We start from the raw sequence: 18,024 nt of genomic DNA, 5'->3' as shown, positions 1-18,024 counted from the left end.
GCCCCACAAGACGGAGAGGTGGCCGAGTGGCCGAAGGCGCTCCCCTGCTAAGGGAGTATAGGGTTTGTAGCTCTATCGAGGGTTCGAATCCCTCCTTCTCCGCCATTTATTTTATAAATGGTTATCTTGTAAAGTAAAGAATGGGCGCATAGCTCAGCTGGATAGAGTACTCGGCTACGAACCGAGCGGTCGGAGGTTCGAATCCTCCTGCGCCCACCATCCTTTACTTATTAGTAAGAAACTCGAATTAGAGTATAAAAAAGTGGGCGCATAGCTCAGCTGGATAGAGTACTCGGCTACGAACCGAGCGGTCGGAGGTTCGAATCCTCCTGCGCCCACCACTTTTTATTTACTACTGAGAGTTATATTAGTTATTGCATACTAATATGTCAGAGAAGACATTAAAATCAAAATAGAATGTGGGCGCATAGCTCAGCTGGATAGAGTACTCGGCTACGAACCGAGCGGTCGGAGGTTCGAATCCTCCTGCGCCCACCACTTTCTATTAGTGTTAATTTATAAAGAGCCCGACACATGGTCGGTTTTTTTATTTTTAAAATTCGTAATAAGCTTTGTTATTAATTAGCTTAATGCGTCAGTCAAAGTAAGACTTTAAAATCAAAATAGAATGTGGGCGCATAGCTCAGCTGGATAGAGTACTCGGCTACGAACCGAGCGGTCGGAGGTTCGAATCCTCCTGCGCCCACCACTTTCTATTTAAAGGTAACCGACGAGAGTCGGTTTTTTTATGCCTGAAATTTGCCTCATACTTAAAAGTATAAAACCACTAACCGAGTGGTCGAAGGTTCACTCTTTGAAGATACGTCCTGCACCCACCACTTTCTATTACTATTAAAGTTAATAGAAGATAACCGACGAGAGTCGGTTTTTTATGCCTGAAATTTAATATAGCAAGTGTCAATGAGGTTTGCTTAGAGATATGACAATTGTATGAACTTTTTATGGAGGCCGTTTTTATAGGATAATTTCATTTATTATATGCCTGTTATTTTATCTCATTATGAGTTTTACGATGATCTCTAGAAGACAATTTATTATTAGTGCCGGTACACTCGCTTTTATGGGGCTTTCTCGTAGTACTTTTGGCAAAGTACCATTTCTTGACGTGAGTGAGCATTTAAGTGCCTATGGTCCGTTAGTGACTGATCCTAACAAGTTACTCGATTTACCAGCAGGGTTTAGCTATCAAGTTATATCAAAACTGGGTGATAAAATGGATGATGGCTTTACAGTGCCAGATAAAGCCGATGGTATGGGCTGTATTGCCCTTGATGATGAGCGGGTTGCATTAGTCAGAAACCATGAATTAAAACCAACTGATTTAGCAAAAGCAGATGTTAGCTTACAAACGCATAAAACGTCATTTGCTTATGACATTACTGCGCAAGGTGTTGCTTTGCCAGGAGGCACAAGTCATATTATTTATAATTTAAAAACCGGTAAAAAAGAGCAAGAATATTTGTCACTCACTGGCACGATCCGCAATTGTGCAGGTGGTATTACCCCATGGGGTAGTTGGCTTACTTGCGAAGAGACTGTTCTGACTAAAGCGGATGGCTTTAATAAAGATCACGGCTATATTTTTGAGATACCAGCCAACGCTAAAGGACTAGTAAACCCTGAGCCTCTCAAGGCAATGGGGCGGTTTAATCACGAAGCAGCTGCTGTTGATCCAACAACCGGTATTGTTTATCTGACAGAAGATAAAGGCGATAGTTTATTTTATCGTTTTATTCCTAATGAATACGGTAAGTTGAGTAAAGGCGGTAAACTTCAAGCTATGATGATTAAAGCACAGCCACAGTTTGATACTCGTAATTGGGTTACAGGGGTAATGCCTTTACAACACAATATGGCCGTTGAATGGGTTGATTTGGCGCAACCTGAAAGTCCAAAAGACGATTTAAGAATACGCGGCCACAAACAAGGCGCTGCACTTTTCGCTCGTGGTGAAGGGATACATTGGGGTGAAAAAGAACTTTATTTTTGTTGCACTAATGGTGGTCAAAAGCAGCTTGGTCAAGTGATGAAGTATCAACCATCAGCATTTGAAGGAACAGATAAAGAGCATCTAGCTCCAGGACACGTTCAACTATTTGTAGAAAGCACAGATAAGTCGTTATTTAACTTTGGTGATAATCTCACTGTTGCACCTAACGGGCACTTGATCGTTTGTGAAGATCAGTATACCGACGTGGTTGATAACCATTTACGTGGCGTAACACCTAGTGGTGATGTATATAATTTTGCCCGCTTAACAGCGCAAACCGAGTTGGCGGGAGCTTGTTTTTCTGCTGATGGCAACACCTTATTTGTTAATGTGTATTCACCAACAAAAACATTAGCGATCACAGGACCATGGCAGAGTTTTAAAGGCTAACTGGTGATTATTTAATGCTTATATACAAGTGCACTATGGCTATTTAGTAGTGCTAAGTGAGTTAATTTAAAATGCAGCCTTGCTGATCCGCTTCATACCTTAAAGTATAAACCGGATCAGCAAAGTGTTTAGCTCAATTATTAGTAACAATAACCAAACTAAAATAACAGGCTGAAGTTTAGGCGCAGGGTACGCGGCTCAATCGGGTGGAAGTGATGATCTTCAACGCCTTCAATAGGTTCGCCAGCTAAGCGTGACGTGTAAAAGTAGTCAATATCGTGATCCGTACTATCAAATATATTTAATAGCTCAAGGCCCACTTTCCAATGCGTTTGTTGATAACTTACTAAACCATTTACGACTGTAAGCGGCTCTGAGCGTTTATCGCCATCACTGCTGAGTATCCGTTTGCCAATGTGGCGTACGCGCAGTGAAGACTGCCACTGCTGGGTAATATGCCAATTAATGCCAGTACTGGCAACCACAGGCACTGCGCCTTCAATTCGATCGTCATTTGAATCGATATCTAAGCGTGAATGTGTAAATGAGGCCTCGGCGTCTAAACTCAAGGCATCATTAAGCCAATAATACGCACTGAGCTCTAAACCGTAACGTTTTGATGCATCACTGGCTTCAGTGTTACCCGCATCACCCACAAATAATAATTCAGAATCTAAGCTTAGCCACCATAATGCCGCTGATAAATTAAACCGTTGTTGATCAAAGTAGCGTAAACCCAGCTCTGCGCCATTGCTTTGCACCAGTAAATCAACCTTATCAGCAGACTCAAGTGTCACAGGATCTTGTTTAATGGTCGCTCCACGCGCATCATTTGAATGATACGACTGCCCCCAGTTGGCATAACCGGCTAGGTTGTCATTAAACAGGTAATTTAAGCTGGCTTTAAAGCTAACCAAATCATCATCTGCACTGCCTGAATTAATACTGTTATTGCTATCAACATCTGCGTCAAAGTAATCATAACGCACGCCAAATGTTGCTTCGAGTGCTTGGCTTAAATTTACTTGTGATTGCCAATAGGCTGAGTAGCTGGCTTCGTCTACAGCATCTTCACGCACAGTACTTAAGCGTTGGCGCTGCTTGGTATTGTATAAACCAACTTGATCAATATCATCGCGGCGATATTCCACACCAGCTGTATGCTGGATTAGCATATCTGCAAGAGTATCAGCAAATTGATAACTCAGTGCGCCACCACTAATTGTCCGGCTATCGACTTGTTGGAACTGATCGCCATGAATAGGATCATTTAAAAAGTAAGAGAAGTTAGAAAACAAGTCCATGTCGTAGTTGATCACATAGGCATTGGCTTTAATGTGCTGGTCTTGCCAGTTTGCCGATAAACTATAGCGACTAGAGCTGCCGCCTACGGTAGTATCGAGTGAACCTAGCGCACTGATAATACCTTGGTCTACAGCCCGTTGTGGAATTTGATCTGCGGAATTCCAGCTGTTGTCATAAGCCATTGCCGTGACAGATAAATCGCCATCCCATGCTTTACCTACATAGCGTACTAGGGCATTTTTTTTATCTACATCTTCATTGATATCTTGCCAAGGGCCATCATAACCTTGCCACTCACTGGCAATAATTATTTTCCCGTTAGCAATTCCAATCGAGCCTAATGCCATCACGCGTTGGTAATTGTCTTTGCCAATTGTAAAGTCAAGTTGTTGATGTTTTGGATTATCAGCTAGATTAAATTCAGCACTGCCAGCGGTCGAAAAGTCACCTTGAGCGGCGCCATACGCACCTTTTTGATAATCTATAGTCGAAATTGTTTCAGGAATAATAAAGTTAAGGTCGGTGTAGCCTTGACCATGCCCATGGCTGCGCATATTAATTGGCATACCATCAATGCTGGTGGCAAAGTCAGTACCATGATCGAGATTAAAACCGCGAATAAAATATTGATTAGCTTTACCTGAGCCGCTGTGCTGTGTGACGGCCATACCTGGGATAAGTTCTAGCATTTCTGCGCTACGTAACATTGGACGGTTTTCTATTTCACCTTGGCCAATTACGCCACTTGATGCACTAATAGCCTCACCAATAAGTCCCGTGCGGTGTCCGTATATGGTAATTTCTTCAATGTTTGCAAGTACATTGGTAGAGCAAAACAAGCTACCAGATAGAATTAAAAAAGTGCGCATTATCATTTCCTTATAAATAGGTCGAAATGTTTATATTTAATACAATTACGTTTTACGATGTTAATCGGATGCAAATATTTGCTTGCTGTGGAAAATATGTTATTTTCAATAAAATATTCCAAAAATAAAAATCATAAGGAATTTAATTTTGATTGTAATGAAACTGAAAAAAGCGGGGCTGAATGTTTTCAGTGTGAGCTTAGTAACTGGGCTTTTTGGCTGTCAGAGTCAGCCACAGCAAGAGATTGTTGCATCGTTACAAGAGCAACATGAGAAGTTCTATCAACAGGTGATGTTGGCTGCGCCTGTCTTACCGGCTGATTTAACAAATATTCCTATGCAGGCGCATTTAGTTGGTAATCGTGTTGCGCAATCGCACTATAAAACGGCGGCGCAGGTTAATTACAGTCAGTTAGGATGGCAGCAACGCGTGGCAGCAGATTGGCACTATTTTGATATTCCGACATCGCAGGGTAAGTTGTTAGTAATTGATTACCAACAGCAAGGTAACCACCTGGCGTATCGTTATTTAGCAAATGGTACCCAGAATGATTTATATGAGCCATGGAGTTCATCTAAAATTCAAGCTTTTAGCGGTGCAATTGCAAAAGTACGGCAAATAAACCCAGAGCTTGGTGCAGATGCGCTAATAGGTGATAGCAATGTTGCTGATTTGATCACTAGTATTAATAGCTACGAGCATTTTGGCAGCGCTGATGGAAACTCTAATGCAATAGCGAGCTACTTTATTAATGTTGCTGGGCGTGATTATTTAAGTAATTTATTTGCAGATAATTGGCTAAAGCTTAATGATTCTCGCATTATGTTTAAAGGTGCTTATGCTACAGAGATTTTTACTCCTAGCACGATTCGTTGGCAAAGTACTGATAGTGATGTTATTGCTAGCAATATCGCTTATTTTACTGTTAATACCGATGATCCTGCTTATTTAGACTACCGGTGTGATGGCTGTGGTTTAACTGGTAATAAAGCCATGACAACTTTGGCTCAAGCTGAGTGGTTAAAACGTTTAGCAAGCCACACTCGAGAGCCCTTAACTCAGCAGCCTTTACTACAAGCACAAGACATTGATGTGCTATTTAATGGCACCGGCAATACGGATAAAACCGCTAAAGTGGGTGGTATGATGCAAGGGCTCAGTCAAATGATCACTGACTCTTTAGCGCAAGCGCTTGCACCAGACGATACTCGCCCAGCAAAACAAATTTTAGACGAGTTAACGCAGGGGCAATGGCGAGTTTGGCAAAAAATAGGTTGGGGTCCAAGCGAAACACGCTCAACCACAGAAACTGTCATGTTGGCTCATGTTTACTTACCGTTTATTCAAGGTGGACGCGAATTTACCTTAGCGGCACAAAATAGTGTGCCAGGTGCAAGTGAAAAAAACTTAGCCGTGGTTGGCTTAAAAATGCAGGCTAATTTTACGCATGCATTTAAACAGCTACTGATACCGCAAAAGCAATAATAAGTAGCACACAGCACGACTTACCAAGCAAATTGATAATAGGGAACCCACGAATGCGACATACATTTATCGCCCTGAGTATTTCATTAGCAAGTATTATTACCATGGCACCCGTCATTGCGGCGGATAACACGTGGCAATCAGATGTCATCGGGGTCACTCAATCTCAATTAACCCCGCAGCACTGGTTAAGCCAAGTGACAGATAAAACTCTGATGAGTGCAGCGCAAATCGCGGCATTTAATAAACAATTGATTGCTGACAATGAACATATTGTCGATCCACTCGATTTTGCCTCTCAGCTAACTCGTGAGCAGTTAAAGGCATATATACTCAGTATTAGTGTGGTACCAAAAAGCCCGCGTTTTTACCCTAATGGCGTGGCATTAAGTAATAAGCATTTTGCAAAATATCTAGCCAATTTGAATTTAGACGCTGTGACAGATAATAATCAAGTTAGTTATGCCATGGTGGTAAAGCGCTCAGTCCTGCGTACTTTTCCAACGTCGGACCGAGTATTAAATAGTGGCTTAGATAATGACTTAGATCGTTTTCAAGAAAGCGGATTATTCCCTGGTGACACAGTGGCTATATTGCATGAAAGTGCCGATAAGAAATGGTTACTTGTGCGCGCTTATAACTATCTAGCATGGGCGCCCAAAGCTGATATTGCGATATCGAATAAAAGCACACTTCGTGAATTTAAAAATAACGATGACTTTTTATTGATAACTGGCGCAAAAGTAAATACCGCTTACGTGCCTAATGATACCACTACATCGCAAGTGCAATTGGACATGGGCGTTCGTCTGCCTTTAATGCCGGCAGATAAAACCCCTCATTTATTAAATGGCCAAAACACCTACGCTAATTATGTTGTGCAACTGCCAACCCGCGGGGAACAAGGTCAGTTAGTTATTAAGCCTGCCTTGATCAGTCGCAGCAGTGATGTGCATTTAGGGTATTTACCTTACACCCAACAGCATTTAATAAAACAAGGGTTTAAATTTTTAGGCGAACGCTACGGTTGGGGACACGACTATAATGGCCGTGACTGCACTGGTTTTGTTGGCGAAATATATAAATCATTTGGTCTATTAATGCCGCGTAATTCAGGTCAGCAGGGGAAGGGAGAGTATGGAACAAATCACCGTTTTGATAAAACCAGCAATGAAAGCGATAAATTAGCGGTAGTTAATAACATGCAAGTGGGCGATTTAATTTATATACCAGGCCATGTAATGATGTACTTAGGTGAACAAGACGGTCAACCGTATGTGATCCATGATGTTAAAGGGTTGGGTTATAACAAGGCTGATGGTAGTTTTTATTCAAGTTCACTTAATGGGGTATCGGTAACGCCTTTATTGCCACTGCGTTTATCGCAAACTCAGAGCTATTTAGACCGTACTTATAATATTAAGCGTATTCGCTAGGAGTTAAAAAATGAAGATTACGGCGATACGTTTTGCCAAACTTAAAGTGCCATTAGTTACGCCGTTCAAAACAGCGCTGCGTGAAGTGAGCTATATTGAAGACTTAGTGGTGTTAATTGAAACCGATAAAGGCGAAATTGGCTATGGTGCTGCGGCGTCTACGCCAGTAATAACTGGCGATACTCACCAAAGTATCCTTAGCGTTATTAAACAATTTATAGCGCCAAAACTAATTGGTATGGAAATCGAAAACCTCAATCAAATTTGCCAAGTGATCCAATCAAGTGTGGTGGCAAATTACAGCGCTAAAGCCGCACTCGAGCTGGCTGTTTATGACTTGTGGGGTAAATTATATCAAGCGCCGCTGTATAAATTGCTCGGCGGTGGTAGTCAAACATTACGAACTGATATCACTATTAGCGTTGATAATATTGATAAAATGCTCAGTGATTGTGCTGTGGCTGTAGCGCAAGGTTTTGATATTTTAAAAGTAAAAATTGGCAATGATTTACAGCAAGATATCGAACGAGTGAAGGCGATTTATCAAGGTTTTGGCCAGCAAACGCAAATTCGTTTGGATGTAAATCAGGGCTGGAATGCTAAACAAACGGTGTTTGCTTTACGGCAATTAGAAAGCCACAATGTTGAATTAGAACTTGTTGAACAGCCAGTGAAAAGTGATGATTTTAAAGGTTTAAAGTATATTACTGAGCGGGTAAATACGCCGATCATGGCTGACGAAAGTGCCTTTTCGCCCAAGCAAGTAATTCAATTATTAGAGCAAAATGCTGTTGATATTATCAATATCAAAGTCATGAAAACGGGTGGCTTAAGTCGTGCTATTGAAATTGCCAATATTACTGAACAGTATCAAGCTGATTGTATGATCGGTTGCATGTTAGAAGGCAGTATTGCCGTTGCAGGTGCGGCGCATTTAGCGTCTGCAAAAGCCCAGCAGATCAGTAAAATAGACTTAGACGGTCCAGCGCTTGGCCAATATGATCCGGTGCAAGGCGGTGTGGAATTTAATGGCCCAGCGATCACGTTAAGTGATGGTCCTGGCTTGGGGATTAAAAGTATCGACACATTACAACCGATAAACGATGGAATTTGGCCGTTATGAAAAAAATAATAATAACATTAATCACCACAGCAGCCCTCAGCGGCTGTGCAAATAGTGCAAGTACATCAGCAGCTGCAATTGCTGCAGTTATCCCACAGCAAAGCCAACAGTTAGTGGTGGTGGTTGCAGATGATTGGCAAGCCATTGCCGCACAATTGTATCGATTTGAGCGTGTTGCAGGACAATGGCAACAACAAGGCCAAGGTCACAGTGTGGTACTTGGGCGCACCGGTCTTGCGTGGGGTATTGGTTTACACCCAGCTCAAGCGGGCGAACAAAAACAAGAAGGCGATGGTAAAGCTCCCGCTGGTATTTTTGAACTCGGCACCGCGTTTGGTTATTTAGATTCATTAAAAACCAATATGACCTACCAAGGCATGACTGCTGACGACTATTGTGTTGATGTCAAAGGTTCGCCATTTTATAACCAGCTAGTTAATAAGTCAGTGGTAGGAGAGGCTGCTGTCAAAGACTCGTCAGAGTGGATGCGCCGTGATATTTACAGCCAAGATAACCTTTACAAAAAAGGCTTAGTGGTTAAGCACAATAGTCAAAATGTTGATGGTGCAGGCAGTTGTATCTTTATGCATTTATGGCGCGCAGAAAATAAACCAACTGCCGGTTGTACTGCAATGACTGAGCAGAATATGGATACCTTGTTAGCTTGGTTAGATGAACAGAAAAAACCATTGTTAGTGAGCTTACCTAGCGAACAATATCAACAAAAAAAATTGCTTTGGAAGTTACCAGCGATTAAATAATACGTGTACAGCCACGCGATCGCGTGGCTTTACAAAGTAAATAATAAAATTGTTTTCTTTTTATTAATTTAATGGAATAATATATTCCATTGATTGGTTTGAAATTGGGATAATAAATGAGTGCACAATACACCTTGCTAGATTGGCTCGTATTCGCAAGCTACGGAGCAATTTTATTACTCAGTGGTTGGTGGTTTAACCGTAAGCGCGCCAACTCAAGTAAAGACTTCTTTTTAGGCGGTAATAGTATGCCGACCTGGATGGTGGCTATTTCGGTATTAGCTACTTCACAGTCTGCTGCCACTTTTATTGGTGGACCTGATCAGGGTTATCAAGGTGATTTATCGTATTTAGCGACGAACATTGGCGCATTCATAGCTGCATTTATTGTTTCTATTTTTCTGATCCCTAAGTTTTATCAACAAAAAGTGTACACAGTTTATGAACTGCTTGAAAAGCGCATAGGGCCAAAAGCTAAACGCCGCAGCGGCTTAATGTATTTATTTGGCCGAGTGTTTGCCAGTGGCGCACGTCTATATATGGCCGCGATTGCAGTAGCGATGATTTTATACGGTAATATAGCCGCAGAAAGTGTGATTATAGCGACTTTGCTATTAGCACTTGTGGGTTTGTTGTATACCGTATTTGGTGGTATTCGCAGTGTAATTTATTCTGATGTGCTGCAAAGTGTCGTATATGTCAGTGCTGCGATTGCCGTTATCTGGTGTTTGTTGGTACTGATCCCCGCTGATTTTTCAACTATTTTAGCAACCTTAAATGAGCCAACCCCCGGTGCTGATTCAAAGCTGGCAATTTTCAAATTTGATTTAGATTTTGGCCCAAGTGGAGTGTTCAATATGGCGTCGGTATTAACCGGCTTTGTGTTACTTAACATTGCCGCCTTTGGTCTTGATCAAGATATGACACAGCGTCTACTGACGTGTAAGAGTGACAAAGAAGGCAGTAAAGCATTACTACTTTCTATCGTGATGGTTATTCCCGTGATGTTGGTATTTATCTTTATTGGTTTATTACTTTATATCGTTTATCAGCAGCCAGCATTAATGAACAGTGACGGTGCGCAAGTCGTACAAGAATTTAATGGTGAAAAAATCACTATTTTTATGTACTACGTACTTAATGAGGCCCCTGCTGGTGTTAAAGGTTTAGTTAGCGTCGGTATCATTGCCGCGGCCATTTCAACATTAAACTCCGGTTTAAGCTCGATGTCGTCGGTCATTGTACAAGATTTATATCGACCTTATTTAGCAGCTAAAAATAAGCAAGTTGCCGATAACCATTTTGTTAAAGCTGGGCGTATTGGCATGGCGGTTGTGAGCCTATCATTAGCATTAATGGCCATAGTTTGTTATTTCTGGCAGCAATACAGTGATATGCCGCTTCTTAAGTTTGCGCTGAGTGTCATGGTGTTTTCGTACAGTGGTTTACTGGGCGTGTATTTTACAACACTATTTACTAAACGTGGCAGTGAAGGCTCAGTATTGGCGGCGTTAATTGTCGGCTTTATGATCACTTTATTCATGCAACCATACATCATTGATTGGTTATTGCCGGCAGCAGATCGCTTCTATTTAGGCTTTACTTGGCAGTTATGTATTGGTACTGCGTTGTCGACTTTAGTGTGTTGTTTAGGTAAACCTCAACTTGCCCAGCGCGGCCAGTCAGCTGTAGGAGCCCAATAGGCATGAACATTGACTATATACTGGCTATTGATGGCGGGGGCACCAAAACGCTGGCGAAATTAGTGAATTTATATAGCGCTGAAGAATTTACTGCGCAGGCTGGTGCAGCCTCAGTTTATAACGATCTTAATACGGCGCTTACTAGTTTACAGCAAGTGATCACTAGCGTATGTGCACAAAGTGGCGCTAAGCATAGCCAAATTTTGGCGGTAATGGGACTTGCGGGCGGCTCGTCTAAAGTGTTGGCTGAGCGAGTAACTGCAAGCTTACAGCTAGACTGTGATATTAAATTTGCGCAATTGAGTATTGTAAGTGATGCAATCACCTCATTATATGGTGCAAATCTAGGCCAGCCAGTTGCAATGTTAGCGTTAGGAACGGGCGCTGTAGCAGCAAGATTATCCGCTGATGGAGAAACAAAATTAATTGGCGGCTGGGGTTTTTCGGTTGATGATTTTGGCGGTGGTGCGCGCTTAGGGTTAAGTGCTGTGCAATGCTTGTTAGATGAAATAGACCGCTTTGAGCAACCTAAAAGCCTGCTAACGCAACAGCTGAGTGAACAAGTTGGCCGTGAGCGAGAACAAATATCAAGTTGGTTAATGAAGGCCAAAGCGTTAGATTATGCGCGTTTTAGTCCTTTAATCTTTAGTTTAAAAACACAGTGTATAATAGCCGATACGGTGCTTAGTGAGCATGTTCGACAAGTCGAGAGATTGATTGAAAAATGTCGTGGTCAGAGCCAGTTACCAGTCATAATTATTGGCGGTTTAGCGGACGTAACCATTGCATTATTAAATGAAAATACACAACTGAATTTATCTCCCCGTCAAGGGGATTCGTTAGCCGGTGCGGTGATTTTAGCCAGCGACCGCATTAAACAAATTGAATACACAAGGATTACACAATGAGCCCTGAGTCTAATTTTAATCAGCAGCGTGCACTTTTAGAAGAGCTGAACGGGATTGTGTCAGAAGGACAAAACTTAGATACGTTGGATATAGATTTACTCGATAGTCGCGAAATTTTAACCAAAATAAATTTGGAAGATCAAAAAGTTGCCGCTGCTGTAAAGTTAGTGATCCCAGAGATAGCCAAAGCGGTCGATCATATTGTAACGGCATTTAAGCAAGGCGGTCGTTTAATTTATATTGGTGCCGGCACCAGTGGTCGCTTAGGTATTTTAGATGCTGTGGAATGCGCGCCAACTTACAGTGTCAGCGATCAACAAGTAATGGGAATAATTGCGGGTGGCGAAACGGCTTTTAAAAAAGCAGTTGAAGGTGCCGAAGATAGCTTAAAATTAGGCGTAGAAGATCTTAAAGCCGTTAATCTACAGGCTAAAGATGTCGTGGTAGGGATTGCCGCTAGTGGCCGTACACCTTATGTGCGAGCAGCCATTGAGTATGCAAAATCAATAGGATGTATCACCGTTGGAGTAACCTGTAATCCTAACTCCGCGGTAATGAAACTACCTGATATTGGCATTTGCCCGGTAGTTGGCGCTGAAGCGGTAACTGGTTCAACACGTATGAAATCGGGTACTGCACAAAAGTTAGTATTAAATATGCTCAGCACAGCCAGTATGATCCGCACCGGTAAAGTCTATAAAAACTTGATGGTTGATGTGAATGCCAGCAATGAAAAGCTGCATGCTCGTGCGATCCGCATCGTAATGCAAGCAACCGATTGCACTCATCAGCAAGGAGTCGATGCGCTTGCCCAAGCAAAACAAAGTGCTAAATTGGCTATTTTAATCATCTTAACAGGCAAAGATGCCGCCCAAGCTGAGCAAATGTTAACCCAAGCGGATGGTTTTTTACGAAAAGCGGTGGAACTATAAATGTTAATTAGATTATTGGTTATATTACAATGCCTAATTTTGAGCGCATGCGCCCACAACAGCACTGACGATGCAATCTTAACTGATACACCGCAAGTAAGTTTAAGTGTTGGCGCTTTACAATATCAGCAGTACCTACCACAACTTGAGGGCAAACGAGTTGGCTTAGTCGTTAATCAAACTTCACAAGTTAATGACACCCATATAGTCGACTTACTGCGTGATAAAGGCGTGAATGTTACTAAAATATTTGCCCCTGAACATGGTTTTCGTGGCGACCACGATGCCGGCGCGCATGTAAAAAGTACGGTGGATGCAAAGACCGGTATTGATGTGGTGTCTATTTACGGCAGTAATAAAAAGCCAGATACCGCTGTATTAAGCGAATTAGACGTGATTATTTTTGATATTCAAGATGTTGGTGTGCGTTTTTACACTTATATCAGCTCAATGCATTACATGATGGAAGCTGCTGCTGAGAATAACATTGATTTTATTGTACTTGATAGGCCAAACCCGAATATTGCTTATGTTGATGGGCCAGTTTTAGATTTAAAATTTCAGTCTTTCGTTGGCATGCATGAAATTCCTGTATTACATGGTATGACAGTGGGTGAGCTGGCAAAAATGATCAAAGGTGAAGGGTGGATAAATAAAGCTTCGTCACTAAACTTGACGGTTGTGCCTGTGGCGCATTATCGCCGCGATATGACGTATAGTTTACCTGTTCAGCCAAGCCCTAATTTACCAAATGATCAGTCAATTGCGTTGTATCCATCATTATGCTTTTTTGAAGCAACACCAATTACAATTGGCCGTGGTACAGACTTTCCATTTCAAGTGATAGGTTATTCACCGATTGCGTTAGGGGAGTTTAGTTTTACTCCGCGCGCTATTGAGGGAGCATCAATGAACCCTAAATTTAAAGGGATAGAGGTGCAAGGTCTTGATTTACGCGGCAGTACAATCAAAGGACTAGATTTAAGTTTATTTATTACAGCCTACAAAACTTTTACGCAAAACGAGCAAACGTTCTTTGAACGTGCTGGCTTTATGGATAAACTTGCAGGCACTGATAAGCTGCGCTTAGCTATCGAAGCCGGCCAAACAGAGCTGCAAATCAAACAAAGCTGGCAACAAGATCTAGCTCGCTTTAAACAGCAACGCGCAGCATATTTGTTATATCAATAAGACTATTTTCATTTATAAACCTTTAAAACGCAGCTTAGGCTGCGTTTTTTTATTGCGCTTAGAAAAGTTCAACTGTATGTTCTATAAATAAAATTTAAAGGAATAATAATGAAAAAAGACATTTGGTATAAAAAGCCGGAAATGATAGTTGCTTTTTCAGCGTTATTGATAAGCGTTGTTACAACAATAATAGGTATTTACTCAACGATGATTGATCGCTCTTATGCAAGGGCTTCGGTTTGGCCGAGAGTTGAGTTGTATAGGAGTTTTTCACCTAAGGATGAGCTATTTAGTTACGGTATAATGAATAACGGCACAGGTCCGGCAATTATTAAATATGTCAAAGTAATCTATAATGAGAAGCCCATTAAGAAATGGTCTGATTTTATAGCTGCAACGAACTTAGTTCAATCACATATCGGTACACGTATTCTACCAAGTCAAGCGAATTTTAGTGCGGTTTCCATAAAAGATAAGGCTTATTTAACAGAAATTCTTAAAATGGATGAACAGATTGCAATCGAGCTGTGCTATTGCTCTATTTATGACGAATGTTGGCTGGTTGATAGAAGTAATCAACCAATAGAAATAGCACAATGTGAAATTAGCGACGAACAGCGATTTATGCAGTAATACACGTATTTTTGCAATAAAAAAGGCCACAATTGTGGCCTTACCATGGATGGGGAAATAAGCGCCCATTGAGCGCTTACTTTAATCCATAAGATTAAAACTTAAAGTTAACTGATAACTGCAAGCTACGTGGATTGTAGTAGCTACGCGATTCACCAAACTTCTCTTCAAGTACATACGGGTTTTTGTTATAACCTGTTTGGCGATTAAATACATTGAAGAGATCAGCACGAAATTGTAGTTCCATATCACCAGAGAACTTAAAGTTTTGCGTATAGTTTAAGTCAAGTTGCCAATGGCTAGCAGTGCGACGACTACCAGCAGACTCTGCATAGCGGCTAATATGGCTTGTAGGGTAGCCGTATGTTGTTCCATCCCATGCTTCCCATGCTTTACCTGATTGGAATACGAAGTACGCCCCTAAGTTAGCTTCCCAAGGAAGAGTATAGTAACCGTATACTTTCAGTAAGTGCGGCTTATCACCAGAAAGCGTGCCATAACGGTTATCCCATGAATAACGACCACGGCCATCACCATAGTAAGATGAACCAATAAAGTTATTCGCATCATTGCTTGTTGTGGTGTTATCTTGGTCAAAGTTGCCATAGTAGTGACTCCATACATATGAAGCGTTTACGTAGCTATTCTCACCCAAGTATTCGGCTTCAATACTTGCTTCCCAGTATTTGGTTTCGCCGCCATCAACCTCTGCAATTACATAAGACGAACCACCAATTTCGTCACGAATATCAGCTAAGTTAGCTACATATAAGCCTTTATCTGCAATGTGTTGCGGTACACCTTCGGCATCAACACCTGAGTAATCAGTTAGGCGCGCATTGTTTGGCATATCCTCCCAAAAGTGCATGCCTTTACGGTGACGAACATGAGCTCGTAATACTAAGTCAGAACCAACATACTTAGTGGTTCCGATAGTAAATTCGTTAATACGACGTGGTTTCATATCATCTTGGAATACTTTACCAGATGAACCATTTCTAGGTGAAGATGATAAAATATTACCAGCTTCATCTAGTAATAACTCAATTTCGGCACGAGTGTTTCGATCCCATGATGCTGCGCGAGATAATGAACTCGCTTCAGGATTATAAATCGCAAAGTTTGCAAATACGGAATCTTCGTCAGAATAAGTCCATGTTGCACCTAAACGAGGTTGCAGCATATCTTTCCAGTTGGTTTGGTACATTTGGTACTTGTGACCAGGAGCAACTTCATAGCCAGAAATAGTACCAGATTTAGCTTTTAAGCCTTGACCATACCAAGTGTCTTGGCTGACCAATAATCCTAAGTTATAAGTCCAATCACCCAATTCTATAGTATCGTTAATTTCAAAGTTTAGGCTGCGTGTTTCAGAGTTAATGCCTGATACAGGTGAGCCATCTGCAGTTGCTAAACTCATTTGTTGGACTCGAGCACGGTAGATAGCATTTGCAGGGTCAAAACCATCAGTGTTTGCATCAGCATCAACTAAGCCACCAATGTATGCAATTGAACCCCAACCGTTAGAGAGTCTGGTTAGTTGCTCTTCGCCTTCTTCCCATTTTGCACCAAAATGGAGTATGTGGTATGCATCCCCCCAGCTAAGTTCATGTTCTAAACTAACTTCAAAGGAATCACGATAAAAGTTTTGATTGTCATAAGTTGCGTATGCACCAACACCACCACCGCCTTTCATCACTGCGTCTTCAAGATAGCCATAGGTATTAATTAATGCATTTGCGCCAGCATTATATGCGGCGATTTGTGCTTCGCTAAATCCTTCATCTGGGTCATAACTTCTTAAGCTTGGGACAGAGAAATAACCCATTTGAGCTAAGTCATCAATACCAAGTTGGCTTGATAAAGAAGGGATTACACTCAATGGTGTATCAGGTTGTGAGCCTGTTTCTAATTCAAACTTACTATATTGGAACGAAAGTGTGGTTGCTGATCCTAAGATCCATGAACCATCTAAAGTAAAGATATCTTGATCAGCTTTACTGCCGACAGATACAGTGTCCATCTCGTAAGCACCAATCGAATCGCCTTTAACTTCTTTATCTGAGGTACGTTGTGAGATATTTATCAAAATATCATCAGTTGGTGCCCAGGTTAATTTACCAAAGTATTCGTCGCGGATACTCTCATAATCTTTTACTTCGCCATAGGCTGTGTTTTTGTTTGCTTTGGTCTCTTCAGGACGGTAATAAGAGGTATAAAAATATAATGTATCTTCAATCAGTGGACCGCTTAAACTTGCGGTTAACCAGTTTTTATCAAGCTCAAAGCTCTCTTCACCTACTGGCGTTGCAACAAAGGTTTTTGGTTGTATTTTGTATTCTATATTACCGTGAAACTCATCCGTACCAGATTTTGATACTGTGTCAATTGAAAAGCCACCAGAACGGTTAAAGCCAACCGCTTTTGCACCACCTCTGTCCATAGTAACAAAGGCAACATCGTGTGTTGATGGCTCTGAAGCTAAGTTGCCATACATCGGCAATGACACATTAACACCATCGAAGCCATATGAGTTATCAACACCTGATCCACCAGCTGATGGGCCCAACGTTGAATTTGCCGAAAGTTCTATACCAGGGACAAGCTTTAAAAGGTCTCGGTAATCTTGACCTACAGGGACATTATTAATTCCCTCTTCACCTAATGAGTTTGTGAGTGCTGATTTACCTTGTCGAAATAGTTTACTGCCTGTCACTGTAATTACTTCAACATTATCTTTTTTACCGCCAAGAACAACATTAGCACTTGAGGTTTGCTCTAGCAGTACATCAACAGTTATTGTTTGTGTAACGCCGCTGCTGTCTTCAAAGGTCAGCTCATAAGTGCCTGGTTTTAGTTGCGGGAGATCATAACTGCCATCTTCACGGGTTACCACCGTACGCGCTTTTGGCATGACGTTACTACGTGCAATAATGGTAATACCCGCTAGTGGTTGGTTTGCTTGCTCGGTTTTTACCTTACCTTTAATGCTACCGTTTAAATTCGCGAATGCAGGAGCACTTGCTAGCGAGGCAGCTATTATAGCGGTGGTTATTGCAGTTTTTGGCACTCGCAGAGCGCGATGTGTGGCCTGCGCTAACGAGCTTATAGTGAAGGTTGGTACATGTTTTTTCATTGTTTTCCCCGTCCTTATTATAATTAACTTATAGCTCTGAACTTTGTTGATTCCCCAAACAGAGTTATAAACTTTGATCAATTGTTGCTATTCCATTAAACATGCGTTGCTATTAATGGTCAAGAATAAACTCTTCCTTA

Annotated in this window: 12 protein-coding genes and 5 tRNA genes; 15 read left to right on the top strand and 2 right to left on the bottom strand. The window is 41.5% G+C overall.

The genetic code is table 11. The features are described 5' to 3' along the window. Positions 1 to 12 precede the first annotated feature (12 nt). The 6 genes from PVK79_RS18500 to PVK79_RS18475 all read left to right on the top strand — a co-directional run bounded on the left by PVK79_RS18500 (position 13) and on the right by PVK79_RS18475 (position 2,401). Positions 13 to 105: transfer RNA gene (locus PVK79_RS18500), tRNA-Ser, on the top strand. A 37-nt stretch (positions 106 to 142) separates the two neighbouring features. Further along, positions 143 to 219 (top strand) — tRNA-Arg (locus PVK79_RS18495). A 45-nt stretch (positions 220 to 264) separates the two neighbouring features. Continuing rightward, a tRNA-Arg gene (locus PVK79_RS18490) sits at positions 265 to 341 on the top strand. Positions 342 to 421: 80 nt separating this feature from the next. After that, a tRNA-Arg gene (locus PVK79_RS18485) sits at positions 422 to 498 on the top strand. Positions 499 to 632: 134 nt separating this feature from the next. Further along, positions 633 to 709 (top strand) — tRNA-Arg (locus PVK79_RS18480). Between the two features lie 324 nt (positions 710 to 1,033). Further along, the gene (locus PVK79_RS18475) at positions 1,034 to 2,401 is read left to right on the top strand and encodes an alkaline phosphatase PhoX (RefSeq protein WP_257326341.1); all 1,368 of its coding nucleotides are present in this window, start codon (positions 1,034 to 1,036) and stop codon (positions 2,399 to 2,401) included. Positions 2,402 to 2,559: 158 nt separating this feature from the next. Here the strand turns inward: PVK79_RS18475 and PVK79_RS18470 are convergent, their stop codons facing one another. Further along, complete coding sequence (locus PVK79_RS18470) at positions 2,560 to 4,575, bottom strand: TonB-dependent receptor (protein WP_182777884.1); 2,016 nt, start codon at positions 4,573 to 4,575, stop codon at positions 2,560 to 2,562. Between the two features lie 148 nt (positions 4,576 to 4,723). On the opposite strand from PVK79_RS18470, the gene PVK79_RS18465 reads away from it, so the two are divergent. The 9 genes from PVK79_RS18465 (at position 4,724) to PVK79_RS18425 (ending at position 14,748) form a co-directional block, all read left to right on the top strand. Then, the gene (locus tag PVK79_RS18465; protein ID WP_257326340.1) at positions 4,724 to 6,061 is read left to right on the top strand and encodes a hypothetical protein; all 1,338 of its coding nucleotides are present in this window, start codon (positions 4,724 to 4,726) and stop codon (positions 6,059 to 6,061) included. 53 nt (positions 6,062 to 6,114) lie between these two features. Further along, on the top strand, positions 6,115 to 7,497 hold the full coding sequence (locus PVK79_RS18460; RefSeq protein ID WP_182759512.1) for an NlpC/P60 family protein: 1,383 nt from the start codon (positions 6,115 to 6,117) through the stop codon (positions 7,495 to 7,497). Between the two features lie 10 nt (positions 7,498 to 7,507). Next, positions 7,508 to 8,620: a dipeptide epimerase gene (locus PVK79_RS18455; RefSeq protein WP_182759511.1), complete on the top strand. Its 1,113-nt coding sequence runs from the start codon at positions 7,508 to 7,510 to the stop codon at positions 8,618 to 8,620. Further along, positions 8,617 to 9,381, top strand: a complete 765-nt coding sequence (locus PVK79_RS18450; protein WP_182759510.1) for a L,D-transpeptidase family protein — start codon at positions 8,617 to 8,619, stop codon at positions 9,379 to 9,381. Before PVK79_RS18455 ends, PVK79_RS18450 begins: the two co-directional genes overlap by 4 nt. 116 nt (positions 9,382 to 9,497) lie before the next feature. Then, on the top strand, positions 9,498 to 11,084 hold the full coding sequence (locus PVK79_RS18445) for a sodium:solute symporter (RefSeq protein ID WP_145240857.1): 1,587 nt from the start codon (positions 9,498 to 9,500) through the stop codon (positions 11,082 to 11,084). Positions 11,085 to 11,086: 2 nt separating this feature from the next. Next, positions 11,087 to 11,992 (top strand): glucosamine kinase nucleotide-binding domain-containing protein, encoded by a 906-nt coding sequence (locus tag PVK79_RS18440; RefSeq protein ID WP_257326334.1) that lies wholly within the window; start codon positions 11,087 to 11,089, stop codon positions 11,990 to 11,992. Next, on the top strand, positions 11,989 to 12,924 hold the full coding sequence (gene murQ / locus PVK79_RS18435) for an N-acetylmuramic acid 6-phosphate etherase (RefSeq protein ID WP_145240861.1): 936 nt from the start codon (positions 11,989 to 11,991) through the stop codon (positions 12,922 to 12,924). Before PVK79_RS18440 ends, murQ begins: the two co-directional genes overlap by 4 nt. After that, entirely contained in the window at positions 12,925 to 14,115 is a 1,191-nt protein-coding gene (locus PVK79_RS18430; RefSeq protein ID WP_257326333.1) for an exo-beta-N-acetylmuramidase NamZ family protein, read from the top strand. It abuts the gene before it with no gap. Positions 14,116 to 14,223: 108 nt separating this feature from the next. Next, a complete protein-coding gene (locus PVK79_RS18425; protein WP_182735262.1) occupies positions 14,224 to 14,748 on the top strand; it encodes a hypothetical protein in 525 nt (174 codons plus the stop codon). Between the two features lie 94 nt (positions 14,749 to 14,842). Here the strand turns inward: PVK79_RS18425 and PVK79_RS18420 are convergent, their stop codons facing one another. Then, the gene (locus PVK79_RS18420) at positions 14,843 to 17,884 is read right to left on the bottom strand and encodes a TonB-dependent receptor (RefSeq protein ID WP_257326332.1); all 3,042 of its coding nucleotides are present in this window, start codon (positions 17,882 to 17,884) and stop codon (positions 14,843 to 14,845) included. Between the last annotated feature and the right edge of the window lie 140 nt (positions 17,885 to 18,024).

This window comes from Pseudoalteromonas rhizosphaerae (assembly GCF_028885455.1).
GTDB classification, from domain to species: domain Bacteria; phylum Pseudomonadota; class Gammaproteobacteria; order Enterobacterales; family Alteromonadaceae; genus Pseudoalteromonas; species Pseudoalteromonas rhizosphaerae.
Note: the sequence above shows the minus strand (reverse complement) of the source record. Positions and strands in the feature narration are given on the sequence as shown.